The sequence below is a fragment of the Ruminococcoides intestinale genome, assembly GCF_040095935.1.
In the GTDB taxonomy this organism is placed as follows: Bacteria; Bacillota; Clostridia; order Oscillospirales; family Acutalibacteraceae; genus Ruminococcoides; species Ruminococcoides intestinale.
In genome coordinates this window covers 692,312-712,527 of record NZ_JBBMFQ010000001.1, presented here as the reverse complement: position 1 = coordinate 712,527, position 20,216 = coordinate 692,312, and the positions used below count along the sequence as shown (strand labels likewise).

General features: G+C 39.6%; 20 protein-coding genes. 13 read left to right on the top strand and 7 right to left on the bottom strand.

Going from position 1 to position 20,216, the window contains the following annotated elements:
* Positions 1–8 precede the first annotated feature (8 nt).
* From WMO31_RS03390 to queA, 6 genes are all read right to left on the bottom strand, one after another.
* Positions 9–1,730 (bottom strand): hypothetical protein, encoded by a 1,722-nt coding sequence (locus tag WMO31_RS03390; RefSeq protein ID WP_367999199.1) that lies wholly within the window; start codon positions 1,728–1,730, stop codon positions 9–11.
* Between the two features lie 35 nt (positions 1,731–1,765).
* A complete protein-coding gene (locus WMO31_RS03385; RefSeq protein WP_367999198.1) occupies positions 1,766–4,174 on the bottom strand; it encodes a YARHG domain-containing protein in 2,409 nt (802 codons plus the stop codon).
* 231 nt (positions 4,175–4,405) lie between these two features.
* On the bottom strand, positions 4,406–4,798 hold the full coding sequence (locus tag WMO31_RS03380) for a TIGR04086 family membrane protein (RefSeq protein ID WP_367999197.1): 393 nt from the start codon (positions 4,796–4,798) through the stop codon (positions 4,406–4,408).
* A 72-nt stretch (positions 4,799–4,870) separates the two neighbouring features.
* Positions 4,871–5,299, bottom strand: coding sequence for a preprotein translocase subunit YajC (yajC, locus tag WMO31_RS03375; RefSeq protein ID WP_367999196.1), 429 nt, complete (start codon positions 5,297–5,299; stop codon positions 4,871–4,873).
* A gap of 83 nt (positions 5,300–5,382) precedes the next feature.
* Complete coding sequence (tgt, locus tag WMO31_RS03370) at positions 5,383–6,513, bottom strand: tRNA guanosine(34) transglycosylase Tgt (protein ID WP_015523866.1); 1,131 nt, start codon at positions 6,511–6,513, stop codon at positions 5,383–5,385.
* Positions 6,514–6,530: 17 nt separating this feature from the next.
* Entirely contained in the window at positions 6,531–7,556 is a 1,026-nt protein-coding gene (gene queA / locus WMO31_RS03365) for a tRNA preQ1(34) S-adenosylmethionine ribosyltransferase-isomerase QueA (protein WP_303676129.1), read from the bottom strand.
* A gap of 254 nt (positions 7,557–7,810) precedes the next feature.
* Between queA and asd the strand changes: the two genes are divergently transcribed.
* The 7 genes from asd to WMO31_RS03330 all read left to right on the top strand — a co-directional run bounded on the left by asd (position 7,811) and on the right by WMO31_RS03330 (position 14,372).
* Complete coding sequence (gene asd / locus WMO31_RS03360; RefSeq protein ID WP_021882821.1) at positions 7,811–8,896, top strand: aspartate-semialdehyde dehydrogenase; 1,086 nt, start codon at positions 7,811–7,813, stop codon at positions 8,894–8,896.
* A gap of 19 nt (positions 8,897–8,915) precedes the next feature.
* Positions 8,916–9,818 carry a 4-hydroxy-tetrahydrodipicolinate synthase gene (gene dapA / locus WMO31_RS03355; protein ID WP_015523863.1) on the top strand — a complete coding sequence of 301 codons (903 nt, stop codon included), beginning with the start codon at positions 8,916–8,918 and terminating at the stop codon, positions 9,816–9,818.
* Between the two features lie 47 nt (positions 9,819–9,865).
* Complete coding sequence (gene dapB, locus WMO31_RS03350; RefSeq protein ID WP_117949685.1) at positions 9,866–10,630, top strand: 4-hydroxy-tetrahydrodipicolinate reductase; 765 nt, start codon at positions 9,866–9,868, stop codon at positions 10,628–10,630.
* A gap of 129 nt (positions 10,631–10,759) precedes the next feature.
* Positions 10,760–10,987 carry a putative Se/S carrier protein gene (locus tag WMO31_RS03345; protein ID WP_021882819.1) on the top strand — a complete coding sequence of 76 codons (228 nt, stop codon included), beginning with the start codon at positions 10,760–10,762 and terminating at the stop codon, positions 10,985–10,987.
* Positions 10,984–12,150, top strand: coding sequence for an aminotransferase class V-fold PLP-dependent enzyme (locus WMO31_RS03340; protein ID WP_117949687.1), 1,167 nt, complete (start codon positions 10,984–10,986; stop codon positions 12,148–12,150). Before WMO31_RS03345 ends, WMO31_RS03340 begins: the two co-directional genes overlap by 4 nt.
* A gap of 75 nt (positions 12,151–12,225) precedes the next feature.
* Positions 12,226–13,116, top strand: a complete 891-nt coding sequence (gene cdaA / locus WMO31_RS03335; protein ID WP_181979472.1) for a diadenylate cyclase CdaA — start codon at positions 12,226–12,228, stop codon at positions 13,114–13,116.
* Entirely contained in the window at positions 13,113–14,372 is a 1,260-nt protein-coding gene (locus tag WMO31_RS03330; RefSeq protein WP_117949689.1) for a CdaR family protein, read from the top strand. The genes cdaA and WMO31_RS03330 overlap by 4 nt, the downstream gene beginning before the upstream one ends.
* A gap of 54 nt (positions 14,373–14,426) precedes the next feature.
* Here WMO31_RS03330 and WMO31_RS03325 read toward each other — a convergent pair whose 3' ends face one another.
* Entirely contained in the window at positions 14,427–15,596 is a 1,170-nt protein-coding gene (locus tag WMO31_RS03325) for an FtsW/RodA/SpoVE family cell cycle protein (RefSeq protein WP_117949691.1), read from the bottom strand.
* A 143-nt stretch (positions 15,597–15,739) separates the two neighbouring features.
* Between WMO31_RS03325 and WMO31_RS03320 the strand changes: the two genes are divergently transcribed.
* From WMO31_RS03320 to WMO31_RS03295, 6 genes are all read left to right on the top strand, one after another.
* On the top strand, positions 15,740–17,407 hold the full coding sequence (locus WMO31_RS03320) for a formate--tetrahydrofolate ligase (protein ID WP_367999195.1): 1,668 nt from the start codon (positions 15,740–15,742) through the stop codon (positions 17,405–17,407).
* A 1-nt stretch (position 17,408) separates the two neighbouring features.
* A complete protein-coding gene (gene tsaE, locus WMO31_RS03315; RefSeq protein ID WP_367999194.1) occupies positions 17,409–17,831 on the top strand; it encodes a tRNA (adenosine(37)-N6)-threonylcarbamoyltransferase complex ATPase subunit type 1 TsaE in 423 nt (140 codons plus the stop codon).
* Entirely contained in the window at positions 17,828–18,538 is a 711-nt protein-coding gene (gene tsaB / locus WMO31_RS03310; protein ID WP_367999193.1) for a tRNA (adenosine(37)-N6)-threonylcarbamoyltransferase complex dimerization subunit type 1 TsaB, read from the top strand. The genes tsaE and tsaB overlap by 4 nt, the downstream gene beginning before the upstream one ends.
* Positions 18,535–18,984: a ribose 5-phosphate isomerase B gene (gene rpiB, locus WMO31_RS03305; RefSeq protein ID WP_021882811.1), complete on the top strand. Its 450-nt coding sequence runs from the start codon at positions 18,535–18,537 to the stop codon at positions 18,982–18,984. Before tsaB ends, rpiB begins: the two co-directional genes overlap by 4 nt.
* 393 nt (positions 18,985–19,377) lie before the next feature.
* Entirely contained in the window at positions 19,378–19,626 is a 249-nt protein-coding gene (locus WMO31_RS03300; RefSeq protein ID WP_015523855.1) for a helix-turn-helix domain-containing protein, read from the top strand.
* Between the two features lie 144 nt (positions 19,627–19,770).
* Positions 19,771–20,205: a GNAT family N-acetyltransferase gene (locus WMO31_RS03295; protein ID WP_242956434.1), complete on the top strand. Its 435-nt coding sequence runs from the start codon at positions 19,771–19,773 to the stop codon at positions 20,203–20,205.
* Positions 20,206–20,216 lie beyond the last annotated feature (11 nt).

Genomic DNA, 20,216 nt, shown 5'->3' with positions numbered 1-20,216 from the left:
TTTTAATGTTATTTAACTCTGTCTACGCTGTAAATTGTAAATCCGTTGAATTCCTTTTCATCCTTGTAAACAATGACGGAATCCTTTTTGCCGTAATATTGGTTAAGATAATTTTCTTTGATAAAAGTAATTTTTTTATCAATAACATATACATTTCTTCCGTCAACGACCGCCTCATAAATATTTGTTGAGAGGTTGCGGTTCACAAGCTGATTTGTCCGATGAAGATAGCCGAAACCATCAACATTATGGAGAAAATCGGAAGAAAATCCCCACAGCGGATGAATATAGTTATCGGTATATGAAATGTATTCTTTAGCTGTTACAGGATCGAGAACATAATAATTTTCGGGATGTCTGTCAACCTCAGTATAAAGATCACTCGGCTTTTTGTCATATGAAACAGGAGTGATATGGAAGAAATATGATACACAGCTTGCCACACCTAATATCACAAGTACAATAACCGAAATAAGAACAGTTTTTCTGCTTTTATCTGTAATATTGCTGTATTCGTCTTTTCTGAGATGACCGAAATCAAACGAATACATTGTAAACGAAATAATCATCAGCAAAATACCGTACATTGTGTATGCCGAAGAATCCATTGCATAACGAACATACATACAAGCCGCAAATCCCACCGCAAAATACAAAGCAGGGAAGAAGGCAAATCTTTTTTTCTGAACGGTAACAAAAACAACCATAACGGCAAGTATTACCGCAAAAGCAATAAGATATGAATCAAAATTTATAATATGTCCCCATGCATCTGAAAACAATGCACCCGCATTATCAAAGAAATTATACGGATTTTCTCGTTTTTGAATATCCGCAACCTTTTCAAGGGCAGCAGTATTCAGTCCGTTGTTTTCATCATAATATCCGTCAACAAAAAGTTCATACTCATTTGCCGAATTTATTCCGACCGAATTAAGCTCCTCACAGTAATCGGAATAGTTTGGAAAAGCATTATCATCGGTCTTATCGGCAAGGACGCTGTATCTGTACAACTCCGAAGTTTCTGCATTTGCATTATTGACCGAATATGAATAATATTCAAGACCGCAGCCGACAAGAACAATAAAGACAAACACAAGCACAAAAGGTCTGAAATACCAGAAGAATTTTCTGAACGGCAACTTGTACTTTCTTTTTGCAATCATATCACCGATGAAGAATGTAATAAAAAATGCAAGTCCCACAAAGAAATATTTGAAACATAAAAATGTTCCGAATATAACTTCAAGTACACCAATCCAAAACGGGAGAGAGTACCTTTTATTTCTGATTGCATTAAGTGCCATCAGAAACCCTGCCGTAAGCAACAACGCTGCAGTTTTACTGCTTAGAATGTTTGAATAATGGTCAAATGAAAACAAAATATTTAGCACAAGAGTGAATATGAAAGCCTTGTGCTTTCCGAATTTATCGACAAAAACAAATGTAACAGAAGAAAAAGCGGCACAGGAGAGAAGAATTTGAAAAAGTACAAAACAGTTAAAATTCAAAAGAATGTACTGCAATGAACCGGTAATTATCGCAAAAATGTAGTTAATATCATTATTGTAATAGTTATGATACTGACAGATATATAAAGAATTGTAAAAATCGTCAGCACTGTCATAGGAAAATGCAGTAACACCTATAATCAAAGCCATAATAACAATATTAATTGCCAAAGCAAAGAAGGTCTTGCTTTTTAGTGCGTTTAATATTTTATCTTTCATAATAACTCCTCTGCATTATCTTTCTTGTTTAAAAATCACTTTCTTGATCTTCTTTCGTTAATCAAAAGCTGAAGATTCTTCTGTTCGTAAGTATTAAATTTAACATTCTTCTCAAATTCTTCGGCTGTATATTTGCCCTCATACCATGACTGTGAGTTAAAGTATGCATTAAGGCTTGCGTCCTTAAAAATTCTGCCTCGTCTTGCATAAATCTCATTAATTGCAAGCTGTAAGTCGTTATCACTCAAAGCGCTTACCTGTGCGTTGCTGAGATATGAAGAATCGCTGTTAGGGAAGATAAATCCGCCGTTATTATGAGTGTTTGTATTGCTTGATGACTGTGCATTTGAATTGCCCGATGAGCTGTTCTGACTATTTGATGACTGATGAGCCTGTGTTGCAGGAGCTTCTGTTTCTCTCTGAATCTGTCCGCTTGAGATAACAAGTTTAACAACTGTACCTGTACTTGCGCTTGTGTCACCTTCCGGAGTCTGGGAGATAATATATCCTTCCGGATAATCATAACTGTATTCATAGTCAGAAATTTCAACGGTAAAGCCAGCCTGTTCAAGAAGCTTCTTACCGTAACTGTAACCGTAACCGACAACAGGAACAACATTGTTATATGAAGAAGATGTTGTAACCTGTTCCGTTGTAGCAGGAACTGTAGTAGGCATCGCCGTACTTGGCGCCTGTGTGGTTACTTCGGCAGATGTTGCAGTTTCGGCTGTAGTAGTTTTATTGTCAGTAGATGAATTTGACAAACCGTTATAAACGCAGAAACCGATAAATCCGAGTGCGGCGGCAATTACAACGGCACATAGAATAATGATAAATTTATTCTTCTTTTTCTTTACATTTTCTTTATTATCTTCTTCATCTGCATATCCGAATTCATTGTCATTATCTTCAAAGCTGTTATCGTCAAAGTCGTTTTTTTCTTCAATTTTTTTAGTATCGTCAGCTTTATTGTCAGTACGCTTAACAGACGGCTCGTCCTCAAAGAAATCACCGTAGTCCTTGCTTGATTCATTGCTTGTAAGAACATTTTTATGATCTGCACCGGAGTAATCGTCAAACACTTCAACGCTTGTAACAGGAGGAAGAACTTCCGGAGCTACTTCGCTGTTGCTTGAAACATCTTCAAATTCCTCAGCTTTTTTATCTGTAACAGTTTGTTCTTTCTTGTCATCTTCACTTGATACGGAACTGATATCTTCAAATTCAGGCTGTTTTTCTTCTGATACTTCGTCAGTTTTAATCTCAGGATTTTCAGGCTCATCAACTGCGTCTGTAACATCAACAACCTCAAATCCGCCGTTTTCATCAGCATCAGACTCACTGACTTCATCTGAATCTACAGGAGCATTACCGTCAACAGGCAGTGATTCTTCACCGGCTAAAACTTCGGCAATGCCAAGCTGTTCGCCACCTTTAAATTCATTATCAAGAACAGCGTCCTCAACTGTCTGAACCTCATCCTTATCGTCAAAATTATCCTGCGGTTCAGTCGGCTCTGTATCCTCAAATTCATCATAATCATATTCTTCAAATACATTTCCGTCAAAATCCGTATTTTCCGGAACAACAACATCGGGATTCGGAACAGGGGAGGATGTACCTATTTCAGTCTTGATAGATGTGAGAGCATTTTTAATGTTGCTTGCATTCTTCCAGCGGTTTGCATTATTCGGCTGACATGCAATTACAATAACACTCTTGAGTTTTTCGTCACCCTCAGACGGAGCGGTAACAGCCTTGCCCGAAAATCTTTCTTCACAGGCATTCTTTCTGTCGCATGAATCACTTTCAAACGGAATTTTACCGCCGTTGCACATTGCATACATAATTATTCCGACAGAATAAATGTCGGTTGTATAGTCAACATTTTCCTGCTTGTAAACCTCAGGCGCAACAAATGAGGTATCCGTAATCTTGCCTTCAAAATCTGTAAATCCGCCGATTTTATACCTTCCGTCAGCGGTTACAAAAATATTCTTTGGCGAAATATTACCGTGAAAAATATTCTTTGCTTCCAAAGTTTCAAGCATTTCACTCATCTGAATACCAAAATCAACAACTTCATCCTCAGCGAAAGTTTTGGTTTTCATAAGTTCTTCAAGACTTGTGAGTTCTTCTGTAAATATGTACAAATCACAGGTTTTTTTGTTCTGATTATCCTGAACATAAACATCCAGATAGTTTGAAACACCGTCAAGCTCCTTAACCGATTCAATAAAATCAGCCTCTTCGGTAAAATACTCGGCATGTTCATCGGTATAATTGCTTTTGCCGACAAATGCGTGTCTGAGAATCGCATTTTGAGCAGTATTTTTATCAATCTTTCTTGATACCTTGTAAACTTCACAGCCGTTGTCTTCCCCAACAAATGAAGTAACCTTCCAATCCCTTAAATCTGCCGGCAATTTAATCGTTTTTGCCATACTAACACTCCTTAAACATTTCCTTATTTTTCATATTATATCTAAATCAAGGTCATTAACCCTCACTATCTCATTCTCCGGATTATTGTACCATATTACGAGCTGTTTTACCATAGATATTTCAATTTTTTAAAAAATAATTCTAATTTGTAATTAAATCTGACATAAAAACAGCAGTCCGCCTAAACGAACTGCCGAAAACATAATTTCAGTAAAATATCTTACTCGATCTTATCTGATTTTTATTTTTTCCTTTTTGTTAACTCCGATAATTCCGCCTATTCCTCCTCCCAGAACGGATGACATCAGTTTTAGCAGGGTTAATATCGTTATAGGCTCACCGTTAAAAATCAATGCAATAGAGGTTATGACAAGAAAAATAAAAAATCCTGTCAGCGAACCCACCGCAAGACCTGCACTTCCTGTAATTCTTGATGATATTATTCCCGACATCAGCGTTGCAACACCGACCATGCCAACCGTACAGTAAACAAGTATATCTGCTGAAATTACTCCCGATGACATCATTACGGCTGCAAGCAAACACATCAAAATTACCAGTATGAGTATTCCGCATACTGATGAAAACAAAACAGCCTTTGCAAGTAGTTTTTTATCAGACATAAAACAACCCCCGAATATATTCTGTTACAAATATATTCGGGGGTTCGGGGGAAAGAACTTTCATTCAAAAAGTTATTCTTTTGTAGCTTTAGTTTCGTCAGAATCTTTCTTCTTGCCAAAACCGAAGAAGCCTTTCTTTTCAGGCTGACCTGCCTGCTGTGACTGTTCCTTAACTGTGTCAACAGTAGAAATACACCACTTTTTAAACTTCATCTTAACTCTGTCAGAGCCTGTTTCAATGATGATAGCGTCTTCGTCGTCCTTAATGGCAACTACTCTGCCCATAATTCCGCCGATTGTTGTAATTTCATCACCGATCTCAAGAGAGTTACGAAGCTGAGCTTCTTCTTTTTTCTTCTTTGAGTTAGGTCTGATGAGGAAGAAATAGAGAGCTGCAAAAATAGCAACATAGAAGAGGACCATAAAAATCATACTTGATGACTGATTTCCGCTTCCGCCGCTTGCACTTGCTTCTGCAACTACAGGTAAAAAGTTTGTCATTTTCGTCATTCCTTTCATACAATGTATTGATTATATCAGTTTTAATCACATCTTGCAAGTATTTTTTCTGTTTTGAAAAAATATTAGATACGCACGCCTAAAATGTTGCGATATTTCTCGTAAAATTCCATATATGTACCGTTATCAAGCTGAGTTCTGATAACTTCCATAAGATTATTGTAAAAATAGAGGTTGTGCAAAACAGCAAGTCGCATTCCGAGCATCTCACCGCTCTTGAGAAGATGTCTTATGTATGCCCTTGAAAAGTTTCGGCAAACAGGGCAGTCACAATGCTCATCAATCGGAGATTCATCTGTTTCATATTTTGCATTATTGATGTTACGCACTCCGTCCCAAGTGAAGAGCTGACCGTGTCTTGCGTTTCTGCTCGGCATAACACAGTCAAAAAGATCAACACCTCTTGCAACGCTTTCAAGAATATTCACTGGAGTTCCGACTCCCATAAGATATCTGATTTTATCTTTCGGAGCAAACGGCTCAACCTCTTCAATGATATGGTACATCGTTTCTGCAGGCTCACCCACGGCAAGACCTCCGATTGCATAGCCGTCAAGATTAAGCTCTGCAATTTCTTTCATATGATTGACGCGCAAATCGTCATAGATACCGCCCTGATTTATGCCGAACAGCATCTGGTTTTTATTTATTGTATCATCAAGACTGTTGAGCCTTTTCATCTCTGTAACGCATCTTTTAAGCCATCTTGTGGTTCTTTCAACGCTGTTTTTTGTATATTCATATGGAGAAGGGTTTTCAACGCATTCGTCAAATGCCATCGCAATTGTAGATGCAAGATTTGACTGAATTCTCATACTCTCCTCAGGCCCCATAAAAATTTTGCGACCGTCAATGTGAGAATTGAAGTAAACGCCTTCTTCTTTAATATTTCTCAACTTTGCAAGAGAGAACACCTGAAATCCGCCGCTGTCGGTAAGGATAGGACCATTCCACCTTGTAAATTTGTGAAGTCCGCCCATTTGCTTAACCTTTTCATCACCCGGACGAAGATGCAGATGATAGGTGTTGCAAAGCTGAACCTGACATTTTATATTCTTTAAATCAAGCGCAGAAACAGCACCCTTGATTGCACCGCATGTTGCAACATTCATAAAGGCAGGAGTCTGAACCGTACCGTGAACCGTAACGAATTCGCCTCGTCTTGCGCTGCCTTCCTTTTTAATTACCTTAAACATAAATCCGTAAAATCCTCCTATGATATGAACATAGCGTCACCGAAAGAGAAGAATCTGTACTTTTCCTTTACAGCTTCTTTGTATGCATTCATAATAAAATCATATCCCGCAAAAGCGGATACAAGCATAATGAGTGTACTTTCGGGAAGATGAAAGTTAGTAATAAGCCCGTCCAGCACCTTAAATTCAAATCCGGGATAAATAAAAATATCCGTAAATCCCTCACAGGGTTTGATTTCTCCGTACATTGCCGCAACACTTTCAAGCGTTCTGCAGGATGTTGTGCCGACTGCAATAACCCGTCCGCCGTTTTTCTTAGTTTCATTTATGAGCTTTGCGGTTTCTTCGGGGACTTCATAATGCTCGCTGTGCATTTTATGCTTTGTAACATCATCAACCTTAACGGGTCTGAATGTACCGAGTCCCACATGAAGTGTAACATACGCAATCTTTACACCCTTAGCCTTGATTCTGTCCATAAGCTCGGTTGTAAAGTGAAGTCCTGCCGTCGGAGCTGCCGCAGAACCGAGTTCATGGCTGTAAACCGTCTGATAGCGTTCCTTGTCTTTAAGCTCGGCAGTAATATAAGGGGGAAGAGGCATTTGACCGATTTTGTCAAGAGTGGTAAAGAAATTCTCTTCGCAATCAAAATCAACTATTCTGTTGCCGTCATCCTTAACATCAACAACTGTTGCACGCAAAATCCCGTTACCAAACGAAAATTTTGTGCCTACTCTTGCTTTTTTACCGGGTTTGCATAGTGTTTCCCAACGATTGTTTGCAATTTGTTTCAGAAGCAGAAATTCAACTTTTGCACCTGTTTCGTCTTTGATACCGTAAATTCTTGCAGGCAAAACTCTTGAATCGTTGGCAACAAGAAGGTCACCCTCGTTAAGATAATCAATAATGTCATAAAAATGTTTATGCTCCAGAGTTTGTTTTTCTCTGTCAAGCACAAGCAATCTTGAACTGTCTCTCGGTTCAAGCGGAGTCTGTGCGATAAGCTCTTTAGGCAAATCGTAATAAAAATCACTCGTCTTCATTTTATTTCCTTTCAAGAACTAAAATTGCTTTTTAAAAGCTGTTCTGTCAAAAATCTTTGTAAAACACAAGTATTTGTCCTGTAAAATTCTCAAAATAATTGACATTACCCTTTTAAAATGATATATTATCTTATTATGAGCAGTTTGCATAATCGACAAACAGTCGTGTTTTCAGACATCTCTTCATATAATATAATATTTGTTTGAATAAGGCAACCGCTTTTTTAAAATTTGTTTAATTCGGAGGAATTATTATGAAAAAGTATAAAGTCGGTATTATCGGCGCTACCGGTATGGTAGGTCAGCGTTTTACACTTCTTCTTGAGAATCACCCGTGGTTTGAGGTTACTGTTCTTGCCGCAAGTAAGAGAAGTGCAGGCAAAACATACGGTGAAACAGTTGAAGGCAGATGGCATATGACTACTCCTCTTCCGGAGAAGTACAAGGATATGGTTATTGTTGACGCTGAAAATGTTGAAGAGGTTGCATCACAGGTTGATTTCTGTTTCTGCGCAGTTAATATGAAGAAGGATGAAATCCGTGATCTCGAAGACAGATATGCAAAGGCTGAATGTCCTATCGTATCAAACAACAGCGCTCATCGTTTTACAGATGATGTTCCTATGGTTATTCCTGAAATTAACGCCGATCACATTAAGATTATTGACGCTCAGAGAAAGCGTCTCGGCACAAAAAGAGGCTTTGTTGCAGTTAAGTCCAATTGCTCACTTCAGAGCTATGTTCCTGCAATTCATCCTTTAAAGGCACTCGGTGTTGACAAGGTTCTTGCCTGCACATATCAGGCAATTTCAGGCGCAGGCAAAACATTTAAGACATGGCCTGAAATGGTAGATAATGTTATTCCTTACATCGGCGGTGAGGAAGAGAAGTCAGAGCAGGAGCCGCTTAAAATCTGGGGTAAGATTGAAGGCGACAAGATTGTTAAAACCGATGATATTTCAATCACATCACAGTGCATCCGTGTTCCCGTATCTGACGGTCACACAGCAGCTGTATTTATGTCATTTAAGGACGGCGTAAAGAAACCTACTGTCGAAGAAATTATTGACATTTGGTCAAACTACAGCGGCAGAGCACAGGAGCTTGATCTTCCGAGTGCGCCAAAGCATTTTCTCCACTACTTCACAGAACCCGACCGTCCGCAGATTAAATCTGAAAGAAATCTTGAGAACGGTATGGCAGTATCGGTTGGCAGATTAAGACCTGATACTCAATATGATTACAAGTTCGTTTGTATGTCACACAACACATTAAGAGGCGCAGCAGGCGGTGCAGTTCTTCTTGCAGAGCTCCTTTGTGCTGAGGGCTACATGGACTGATTACTTACGGAGGTAAATTATGTCTAACCACATTTTTACAGGCTCAGGTGTTGCACTTATCACTCCTATGAAGTCTGACGGAAGCGTAAACTACGATGTTCTCGGCGATCTCGTAGAATTTCATGTTCAAAACGGTACTGATGCAATTATTGTATGCGGTACAACAGGTGAGGCGGCAACTCTTTCGGAAAAAGAGCATTGCGAAACAATTTCTTTCGTTGCAGAAAAGACAAACGGCAGAATTCCTGTTATTGCAGGTACAGGCAGTAACGATACCTCAACAGCCGTTATGCTCTCAAAATCTGCCGCAAGCACAGGCGTTGACGCACTTCTCTGCGTAACTCCTTACTACAATAAAACATCTCAGCAGGGCCTTGTAAGACACTTCAACGTTGTTGCAGATTCGGTTGATATTCCGATTATTCTTTACAATGTTCCTTCAAGAACCGGCTGTAACATCAAGCCAAAGACTTATCAGGAGCTTTGCAAGCATCCTAACATCGTTGCCGCAAAAGAGGCAAGCGGCGACATCTCTCAGGTTGCTCTCATCCGTTCACTTTGCGGTGACAATCTTGACATCTACTCAGGTAACGATGACCAGACTGTTCCTTTCATGTCACTCGGCGCTCTCGGTGTTATCTCTGTATTCGCAAACATCTGCCCCAAGGAAATGCATGACATCTGTCAGCTTTGTCTTGACAATGACTTTGCAGAGGCACAGAAGCTTAACTTCCACTATCTTGAGCTTATGCATATACTCTTCAGCGATGTTAACCCGATCCCCGTAAAGACTGCCATGAACCTCTTCGGCTATGAAGCAGGCGAATGCAGACTTCCGCTCGTACCCATGAGCGTTCAGGGTTACCATGACCTCAAGGATTGCATGGAGAAGTATGACCTTTTAAGCAAGAAGGTTAAATAATCAACCTTTGATTCGTTTGAAATTAAGAAGTTTAAAGGGGAATAAAAATGGTAAATACAGCAATAGTCGGTTGTAACGGTAAAATGGGCTGCTTTGTGGCACAGGCTGTTCAGAGCCGTGAGGATTGCAATGTTTTGTTCGGTGTTGACGCATTCGGTGAAAGTAATTATGATTTTGATGTTTTCAAGACTTTTGACGAGGCAACCGAAACACCTGATGTAATCATTGATTTTTCAAATCCTGCAGCTCTTGACGGTATGCTTTCGTATGCAGTTGATAACAAAGTACCTTGTGTTATCTGCACAACAGGCTTTTCTAAAGATCAGATTGCAAAAATCGAAGATGTGGCAAAGACAATTCCTGTTTTCTATTCAGGTAATATGTCACTCGGCATCAATCTTCTTATTGAGCTTTCAAAAGAGGCTGCAAAAATTCTCGGAAACCAGTTCGATATTGAAATCGTTGAAAAGCATCATAATCTCAAGCTCGACGCTCCGAGCGGAACAGCTCTTATGATTGCAGACGGAATTTCGGAACAGCTTGACGAAGATCCGCAGTATGTCTATGACAGACACAGCTACCGCAGAAAGCGTTCAAAGAACGAAATCGGTATTCATTCCGTAAGAGGCGGCACAATTGTAGGCGAACACGAAGTTATCTTTGCAGGTCACGATGAGGTTGTAACAATCTCTCATCAGGCTCAGTCAAAAGAAGTTTTCGCTGTCGGTGCTGTTAATGCGGCAGTATTTCTTAAAGATCAGAAAGCAGGTATGTACAACATGGGCAACCTTCTTTCTGAAAAAATGAACTGAAAAACAACACCTTTAAGCACGGCATAAAAGCCGTGCTTTCTTTTATGTCCAAACTTTGACTACTTTCATAATATGTAGTGTGATATATTGTTTTGAGATGTCACAAAGATTTAACAAAGGGTGGAAGTTATGGAAAATAATTTAATAATATTCGGCTCGGTAACTCTTGCCATGAAGAGCCGTAACCTACTTTTAAAAAACAATATTAAATCAGGGCTTGTAAGAACTCCTATACACCTCAATCGAAAATCATGCGGATACAGCCTTTATGTCCCGGGAAATTTTGAAAGGGCATTGGAAATTATCAGGAGTAACGGTATTGCTGTCAAAGGAACAGCCGCTGTTGATACCTTATGATATATTTTGACAACGGTGCAACCACCTTTCCGAAACCCTTATCCGTAAGAAAAGCGATTAACGAAGCTATGTCCGACTACGGAGCAAATCCGGGAAGAAGCGGTCACAGAATGTCGGTAAAATCATCTGAAATAATGTATTCCTGCCGAGATAATGCCGCAAAACTTTTTGGCTCGGAAAATCCCGAAAATATAATATTCACGCTTAACTGCACAACGGCTTTGAACACAGTTATTAAAGGCATATTAAAACAGGGCGACCATGCCGTAATTTCATCACTTGAGCATAATGCTGTCGTCAGACCGCTTGAAACACTCAAGAAAAATAAGATTGAATACTCTGTTGCCGAATGTGTCCCTTATGATGATGAACAAACAATCGAGAATTTCAGAAAACAATTCAAATCTAACACAAAACTTGTAATCTGTACCCATGCTTCAAATGTATTCGGCATCAAACTTCCGATAGAAAGAATAGGCGCTCTTTGCAGATTAAACGGCATCCTTTTTTGTGTAGATGCCGCACAAAGTGCAGGAACAGCAGATATAAACCTTTCTGACAGTTGCATTGATTTTCTCTGCACCGCAGGTCACAAAGGGCTTTACGGACCGATGGGAACAGGCTTGCTTATTATAAACAGCGAAACAACTCCGGACAGTCTTATTCAGGGAGGAACTGGAAGTGATTCCGCAAACCTCAATCAGCCTGAAATTCTCCCCGACAAGTACGAAAGCGGAACACCGAATCTTCCGGGAATAGCAGGGCTTAATGCAGGAATAAAGTTTGTCCTGAACAAAAAAACAGACAAAATATATAATTCCGAGTTAAGTCTTGCACAAATGCTATACAAAAGACTTGAAAAAGCGGAAAATGTAATATTATACACCAAAATGCCTGAGAAAAGTCACAGCGTTCCTGTAATTTCCTTTAATATTAAAAATACCGAAAGTGAAACAGTTGCAAAAATTCTTAATGACAGCTACAACATTGCCGTAAGAGCAGGACTCCATTGTGCGCCCCTTGCACACAAAAGCTTCGGCACTCAGGATACAGGAACCGTAAGAGCTGTTGTATCGGCATTTACAACAAAAAATGATGTTGTATATTTTGCAAATGCCGTAAGTCGTATTTCTAAGAACAATAAACAGAAAAAAACAATTTAAAAAGGTTGCAATTAATAACAAAAGTATGTTAGAATAATAACGAGGAATTTAAAAATAAAGGAAGGGGAAAGCAGATTGGAAATATTTAACAGCATTCTTTCCATTATCAAGACTATACAGCTAAGAGATATTGTCGATATTCTTGCAATTGCACTGTTGATTTTCGGACTGTTCAAGCTTATTCAGGAAACAAGAGCAGTTCAGCTTCTCAAAGGTGTAATTATGCTACTGGTAGTGTATTTTCTTTCATCTCTGTTTGGTCTTGTTATGCTTTCATCCCTGTTGCGAACATTTTTCGAGGCAGCAGTTGTTGTTATTGCTATCATCTTTCAGCCGGAAATCAGAAAGGCTCTTGAACAGATGGGACGCAACAACACCTATAAAAAATATATAAAAATATTTACTAAGCACCACAAAGGTGATGAATGGAAAAAGGCTGTAGAAAAGTCAATCGTAGATGCGGCTGACACAGCAGTTCTTTTCTCTCGTTCAAAAACAGGTGCTTTGCTTGTGTTTGAACGAGAAACCATGCTTTCCGATATAGCCGCTACAGGCACAATTATTGATGCCGAAACATCAGTAGCTCTGTTCGGCAATATATTTTTTAACAAAGCACCATTGCATGACGGTGCAAGCATTATCCGTGACGGAAAACTTTTTGCAGCAGGATGTATTTTACCGCTCACATCAAACCGTAATGTAGATATCAATCTCGGTACACGACACAGAGCAGGACTCGGTATCAGTGAACAAAGCGACGCTGTTGTCCTTATAGTAAGTGAAGAAACAGGTGTAATTTCTCTTGCGGTAAACGGTATTTTGCTCCGTGAGTTTACAAGAGAAGAACTAATCAAAAAGCTTGAACAGTTTCTCATCTATGATCGTGGCTATGACGATGATGAACCGCCCAAAAAGTTTTTTCAGAAGAACCCGAAAAGTTCAAAAAGAGAGAAGGCTGAAAAATGAAAAAGAAAAAACTCTCTCTCAACAAACTGTTTCAGAATAACAAATTTCTGATTATACTCGCCCTTGTAATCTCAACAATAACATGGGTTTATATGAGTATGGGTACAACAAATGATACAACCGTAACAATAAGCAATATTCCCATTCAGATTGAATTGCCTGACCAGCTCGATAACAACGGGTTGCAGGTATTCCGTGATGCGGAGCAGACTGCCACGGTAACCGTAACAGGCAGCAGAGCCGTTCTCGGTTCTATCGGAACAAAGGATATTACTGTTACAGGTGCTACAAACGGAATTGACTCGGCAGGAACTTATCAGCTTTCGCTTTCAGCCGTAAAAGCCAACCCGAGTGCCAACTTTCAGATTATCTCAACCGTTACGCCGTCAAATGTCAATGTAATTGTTGATTATCAGCGTGAAACAAGTTTTCCGATTCAGGAAAATGTTGTTTACAAGGTTGCCGACGGGTACTATGCGTCAACTTCTCTTGCATCAAAGAATATCACAATCTCAGGACCTCAAACAGAGATTGCCAAAATTGCAAAGGTTTCGGCATCGGCAGAACTTGACAGTACACTAAATGCGCCGACCACAACGACCGCAAATATTGTGCTTTATGATAAAGCAGGAAATAAAATCTCCACCGAGCTTCTTACAATGGAGTTTACGGATGTTGAGGCTACAATTTCCGTTCTTCCCGAAAAGACGGTAAATGTAATTCCTGAGTTTATTAACAAACCCAAAGGTCTTGATTTAAACGATGATATGCTTACGGTTGAGCCTTCAAATATTCTGCTTGCAGGTCCAAAAGAAGTGCTTGACAAGACTGACAGCGTAAAGCTTGAGTCAATCGATTTTGCAACACTTTCAAACAAGCGTTATGAGTACGATACGCAGGGGATAAACATTCCGAGTGACTGCAAAAATATCAGTAACTCAACCTCCGCAAAGCTTGTACTTGACCTCAGCGGTCTGTCCAAGAAAACCTTTACCGTTGATTCATTTAAAGTAAGCGGTCTTTCTTCAAAATACAAAGCCGATGTAACACAGACAAGTATGAATGTTACCGTTATCGGCAGTGAAAAGGAACTTAAAAGCCTTAAAAGCTCAGATATTGAAGGCGTAATTGACACCTCGGATCAGAGCGGAACAGTAGGCTCGGTTCAGATGCCTGTTACTTTCAAACTCAGCGGTACTGACACCTGTTGGGTAAGCGGAAGCTACAAGGCTAATATCACAATCAGCGAAAAATAACCCATAAAAACCGCAGGCATTTTGATGTCTGCGGTTTAGTTTATTTGTATTTAATTACATTCTGATTCGATTTGAACTGCCTCGCCTTACAAAAGCCTTGTTCATATCGTCAGTATTGTGATATCTCACGCTCTGTACAAGACCAAGACTAATGAGCGTACTCAAAGCCGAAGTACCTCCCGAACTGAACAAGGGAAGGGTTATTCCGACTACGGGAAGAAATCCAAGCACCATTCCTATATTTACAATTGTTTGCGACGCTATCATTGAAAACACACCGTAGCAGATATACTTGCCTTCAAATTCACTTGAATTTTTTGCATTCAAAATCACTTTTAATATAATAAAAAACAAAATCAGCAAAAGCGCCATGCATCCGACAAATCCGAGTTCCTCTCCTGCAACGGTAAAGATAAAATCGTTTTCCTGTTCGGGGACGATTGAATGTTCAACACGCTGTCCGTTAAAAAGTCCGCTTCCGAAAGCTTCGCCGCTTGCAATTGAAACCTTACCCTGATACTGTTGCCAACCGTAATTTGTAAGTGCATTCCCGTCAAGGTCAAACAAAGCAAGAACCCTGTTGCGATGTTCTTCATTCATAAACACATTCCATATAATCGGAATTGCACACACAAGCAATCCTCCGAAAATGACAAAATATCTCAGTTGAACACCTGCCGCAAATGTCATAACCAAAAACATAAGTGCAAATATAAGAACTGTACCGTCATCACCCTGAATATGAATAATTGCCATTGGTATCATTGCATGAAGTGCAAGGAAAAGTACTCCCGAAAACTTTTCAATCATTTTCCTTTCTCTCAGCCACGACAAATGCTTTGAAAAAGTTATGATAAAACAGATTTTTATAAACTCAGACGGCTGAATTGAAAATCCGCCCGGAAGATTAATCCATGCCGTATCATCTGTTCCGCTAACCTGAACTCCGAACACAAACACAAGTCCGGCAAGAACAATTCCCACTATTGCGGCAATGTACCATTTTCGTATAAGAAATCTGTAATCGGCAATTGATATAAACACCGATGCCGCAAGGCCGACAGACACAGCGATAATCTGAGTTCTTAGATAACTGTATTCGCCCGATCGTTGCATACTCGCAATCAAAAGAAAACTGTACGCAACAGCGGTCAAGGTCAACAGCCACAACACTGCGTCACACTGTCTGAAATATTCATAAATATTAGTAATAACTTTTTTCACCCAAAACAACCTTTGAAATTAATTTTACCCTATAATTATATTAAATTACGCTCTCAATATCAAGTATAATTTCAATACAGAATAATACAAGTTTCGCATTTTGTTATAATAATAAAAACATGAATTTGATTCGGAGGTATATTATGTTATCTGATATCGAAATTGCTCAGAGTGCAGAATTAAAGCCTATTGCAGAAATTGCAAATCAGCTTGGGATTTCTGCTGATGAGCTTGAGTTTTACGGAAAGTACAAAGCAAAACTTTCTGATGAACTTGCAGACCGTGTAAAGGACAATCCTGACGGAAAGCTCATCCTCGTGACAGCAATCAACCCAACACCGGCAGGCGAGGGCAAAACCACCACTTCTGCAGGTCTTGGTCAGGCAATGGCTAAAATCGGTAAAAAGGCAATCATCGCACTCCGTGAACCGTCGCTTGGTCCTGTATTCGGAATTAAAGGCGGTGCCGCAGGCGGCGGTTATGCACAGGTTCTTCCGATGGAGGACATCAACCTTCATTTCACAGGTGATATGCACGCAATTACAGCAGCCAACAACCTTTGTTGCGCAATGCTTGACAACCACATTCAGCAGGGCAACACACTCGGCATTGATCCGAGAAGAATTCTCTTCAAGCGTTGTCTTGATATGAATGACCGTGCATTAAGAAATATCACAATCGGTCTTGGCGGTAAGGTGAACGGTGTTCCGAGGGAAGATCACTTCATCATTACAGTTGCATCGGAAGTTATGGCAATTCTCTGTCTTGCAAATGATATCTCCGACCTTAAAGAAAGACTCGGCAACATTCTTGTTGCATACACATACAGCGGTGAACCCGTTTATGCCAAAGATTTGAAAGCAGAGGGAGCAATGACTGCACTTCTCAAGGATGCAATCAAACCTAACCTTGTTCAGACGCTTGAGGGTACTCCTGCAATTATGCACGGCGGACCTTTTGCAAATATCGCTCACGGCTGTAACAGCATAAGAGCAACAAAGCTTGCATTAAAGCTTGCCGATTACTGTATTACAGAGGCAGGTTTCGGCTCGGATCTCGGTGCTGAGAAGTTTCTTGACATCAAGTGCAGATATGCCGGCATTGCTCCGTCGGCAATTGTGATCGTGGCAACATGCCGTGCATTAAAATACAACGGCGGCGTTCCAAAGTCAGAGGTTTCAAATGAAAACATTGAGGCACTCAAAAAAGGCATTGTAAACCTCGGTGTTCACATTGACAATATGAGAAAGTACAATGTTCCTGTAGTTGTAGCGATTAATCAGTTCGGTACAGATACAGATGAAGAACTCAAATACATTGAAGAATATTGTATTTCAAAAGGTGCAGACTTTGCCCTTTCAAATGTATTCGGAAAAGGCGGAGAAGGCGGCGTAGAGCTTGCAAATAAGGTAGTGGAGGCTTGTGAAAAGCCGTCTGCATTTAAACCGCTCTATTCACTCGACCTCACACTCAAGAAAAAAGTTGAAAAGATTGCAAAAGAAATCTACGGTGCGTCAAAGGTAAACTACACAACAGCCGCAGAAAAAGCAATCAAGGAAGTTGCGGCACTCGGCGGAGACAAACTTCCCATATGTGTGGCAAAAACACAGTATTCGCTTTCAGATGATCCTACAAAACTCGGTGCTCCAAAGGATTTTGAAATCACAGTAAGAGATGTAACAATTTCAAACGGTGCAGGTTTTGCAGTAATTTATACAGGCAATATTATGACAATGCCGGGACTCCCGAAAGTTCCTGCCGCAGAAAAAATTAATATTGACAAAAACGGCAAAATCAGCGGACTTTTCTGATATGATTAAATTGATTTCTCACAGCGCCGATGAAACTGAGCAAATCGGCGAAAAAATTGCAAAAAAGCTCCACGGTACAGAAGTAATAGCCCTTTTCGGCGGACTCGGTATGGGCAAAACCGCCTTTACAAGAGGACTGGCAAGAGCCCTCGGTGTTGATGACGGTGTGTCAAGCCCTACTTTCGCCCTTGTAAACGAATACAACGGAAAGTACAATATCTATCATTTTGATATGTACAGGGTTAATTCATGGGATGATTTGTACTCAACTGGATTTTTTGACTACATTGACAACGGCATTCTCGTAATTGAGTGGAGTGAAAATATAGAAGGCGCACTTCCCGAAAATGCAATCAGAATAACGATTGAAAAAGGGGAGAGCGATGACGAAAGAATCTTTGAAATTGAAGGTGTTGAAATTTGAAAATTCTGTCTGTTGACACATCTGCAACAGCCGCATCTGTTGCACTTTCAGAAGAGGGCAAGCTGATCGGTGAAACTTTCATAAACACAAGTCTTACCCACAGTCAGACGCTCATCCCTATGGTTGAACATCTTTTGAACAATACAAAAACGGAAATATCAGATATTGATGCAATTGCAGTCAACGCAGGTCCGGGTTCATTCACGGGAGTAAGAATCGGTGTTGCGGCAGTAAAAGGTCTTGCTTTTGCAAATAATATACCGTGTGTTTCGGTTTCAACACTTGAGAGTATGGCTTATAATTTCCTTTCAACCGACTGTATTGTATGTGCCGTAATGGACGCACGCTGTTCACAGGTATACAATGCACTGTTTGAAATTAAAAACGGAGTTGTTACCCGACTTTGTGATGACAGAGCATTATCGCTTGATGACTTAAAAAACGAACTGCTGTCTGTTGACGGAAGAATCATCATAGCAGGTGACGGTACCGATATTACCTGTAAATACATCGGTAATGAAATTAAAAATGCAGAGTCTGCTCCCGTAAATCTTAAATATCAGAGAGCGTCTTCAACTGCACTTGTAGCATTTAAAATGATTAATAACGGAAAAACCGTTTCGGCACAAGAGCTTATGCCGGTATATCTCCGCTTGCCTCAGGCACAGCGTGAGCTTAATAAAAAACTTGGAGGTAGAACAAAATGATAGCACTCGGATGCGACCACGGCGGATATAACCTTATCTGCGCAATCAAAAAATATCTGGATGAAAAAGGACTTGAATACAAAGAGTACGGCACTTTCAGCGAAGAAAGCGTTGATTATCCGGTTTACGCCTACAAGGTAGCAACTGCAATCACCTCGGGCGAATGCTCAACAGGCATTCTCTGTTGCGGTACAGGCATCGGTATCTCAATTGCCGCAAACAAGGTAAAGGGAATCAGAGCCGCAGTTGTTTCAAACGAATTTTGTGCTGAAATGACTCGCAGACACAATAACGCAAATATCCTTTGTATGGGCGGCAGAGTTACAAGCGAAGAAGATGCTGTTAAATTTGCTGACATCTTCCTTAACACACCTTATGAAGGCGGCAGACACGAAAACCGTGTGTCAATGATTACAGACATTGAAAACGGTACTTTTAAAGCATAAATAAATTAAAAATAAGATTAAAACGCTCTTTTTATTAAGGGCTTTTTCTTTTTGAAACTTAGATTTCTTGTTTGTAATATTTTGTAATTGTTATTTCTGATATAGAACCATTTCATAAATATTAATTCTATTCAGGAAATTAAGGAAAATTATTCTTTCTCAGTCGGAATTATGCGTTGTGCTAATTGTATAATATTATTAAAAGTACGCCTATTTATAAGTGCATTATAACTACTATATTTCAATTTGTAACCAAATTTATGAAAAAATTTCATTTTTTTAAATTTATTTACAAAAAACCCTTGTTTTTTTTCCTTTTTAGTATTATAATAACATCACAATGTTTTTAAAGAATTTTAAAAAAGAATTAAAACGATTTGGGAGAGAGTAAAAATGAGATTAAGAAAACAGGAACTTGGAGACAGAAACCTCGTAGGAAGCAGGGTTGAGGCTGTAAGAAAGCAGAAAGGTATGAAGCAAAAGGAGCTTCTTGCTCAATTACAGGTTAACGGCGTCGATATGAACGCATCAGGACTTTCAAAGCTTGAAGGTCAGATTCGTTTCGTAACAGATGTTGAGCTTGTTGCACTTGCCGATATTCTTGAAGTGTCTGTTGACTACCTTCTCGGAAGAGAAAACTGATTTTTAACCGAATCTTTAAATTGCACCGTAGATTTTTTTCTGCGGTGCTTTTATTTTTTGCTGATAAATGTTGACAAGCGAGTATTTTAATTATATAATCATAACAGCGTTACATAACAATGTTATGAATTAGAGGTGACTACTGTGACTGAAAACAAGGCAGCTTACACAATTTCATTCGAAACTCTTACGCCAAAACTTTTTGAAAGTTTGTACAGGTCGGTAGGTTGGGAGTCGCCTTGCATTGACCAAATCGAAACCGCCTTAAATAATTCATATGCAAAATTTGTTGCATATGACGGTGACAAACCTGTCGGAATGGTTAGAATTATCGGCGACGGCGGTATGTCATTCTATATAAAAGACTATGCCGTTATTCCAGAATATCAGAGTAAGGGTGTAGGAAAAGCGTTAATGCAATTTCTTGAAGATTACATACGCAATTCTATGCCTAAAAATTGGGCAGTAAGCCTTGAACTTATCAGTTCTAAAGAAGCTGTTGCTTTTTATGAAAAATTTGGATTTGAACAAAGACCGTGCTACTGGGATGGTCCGGGAATGTTCAAAATGTTAAGATAAACTAAGGAGTG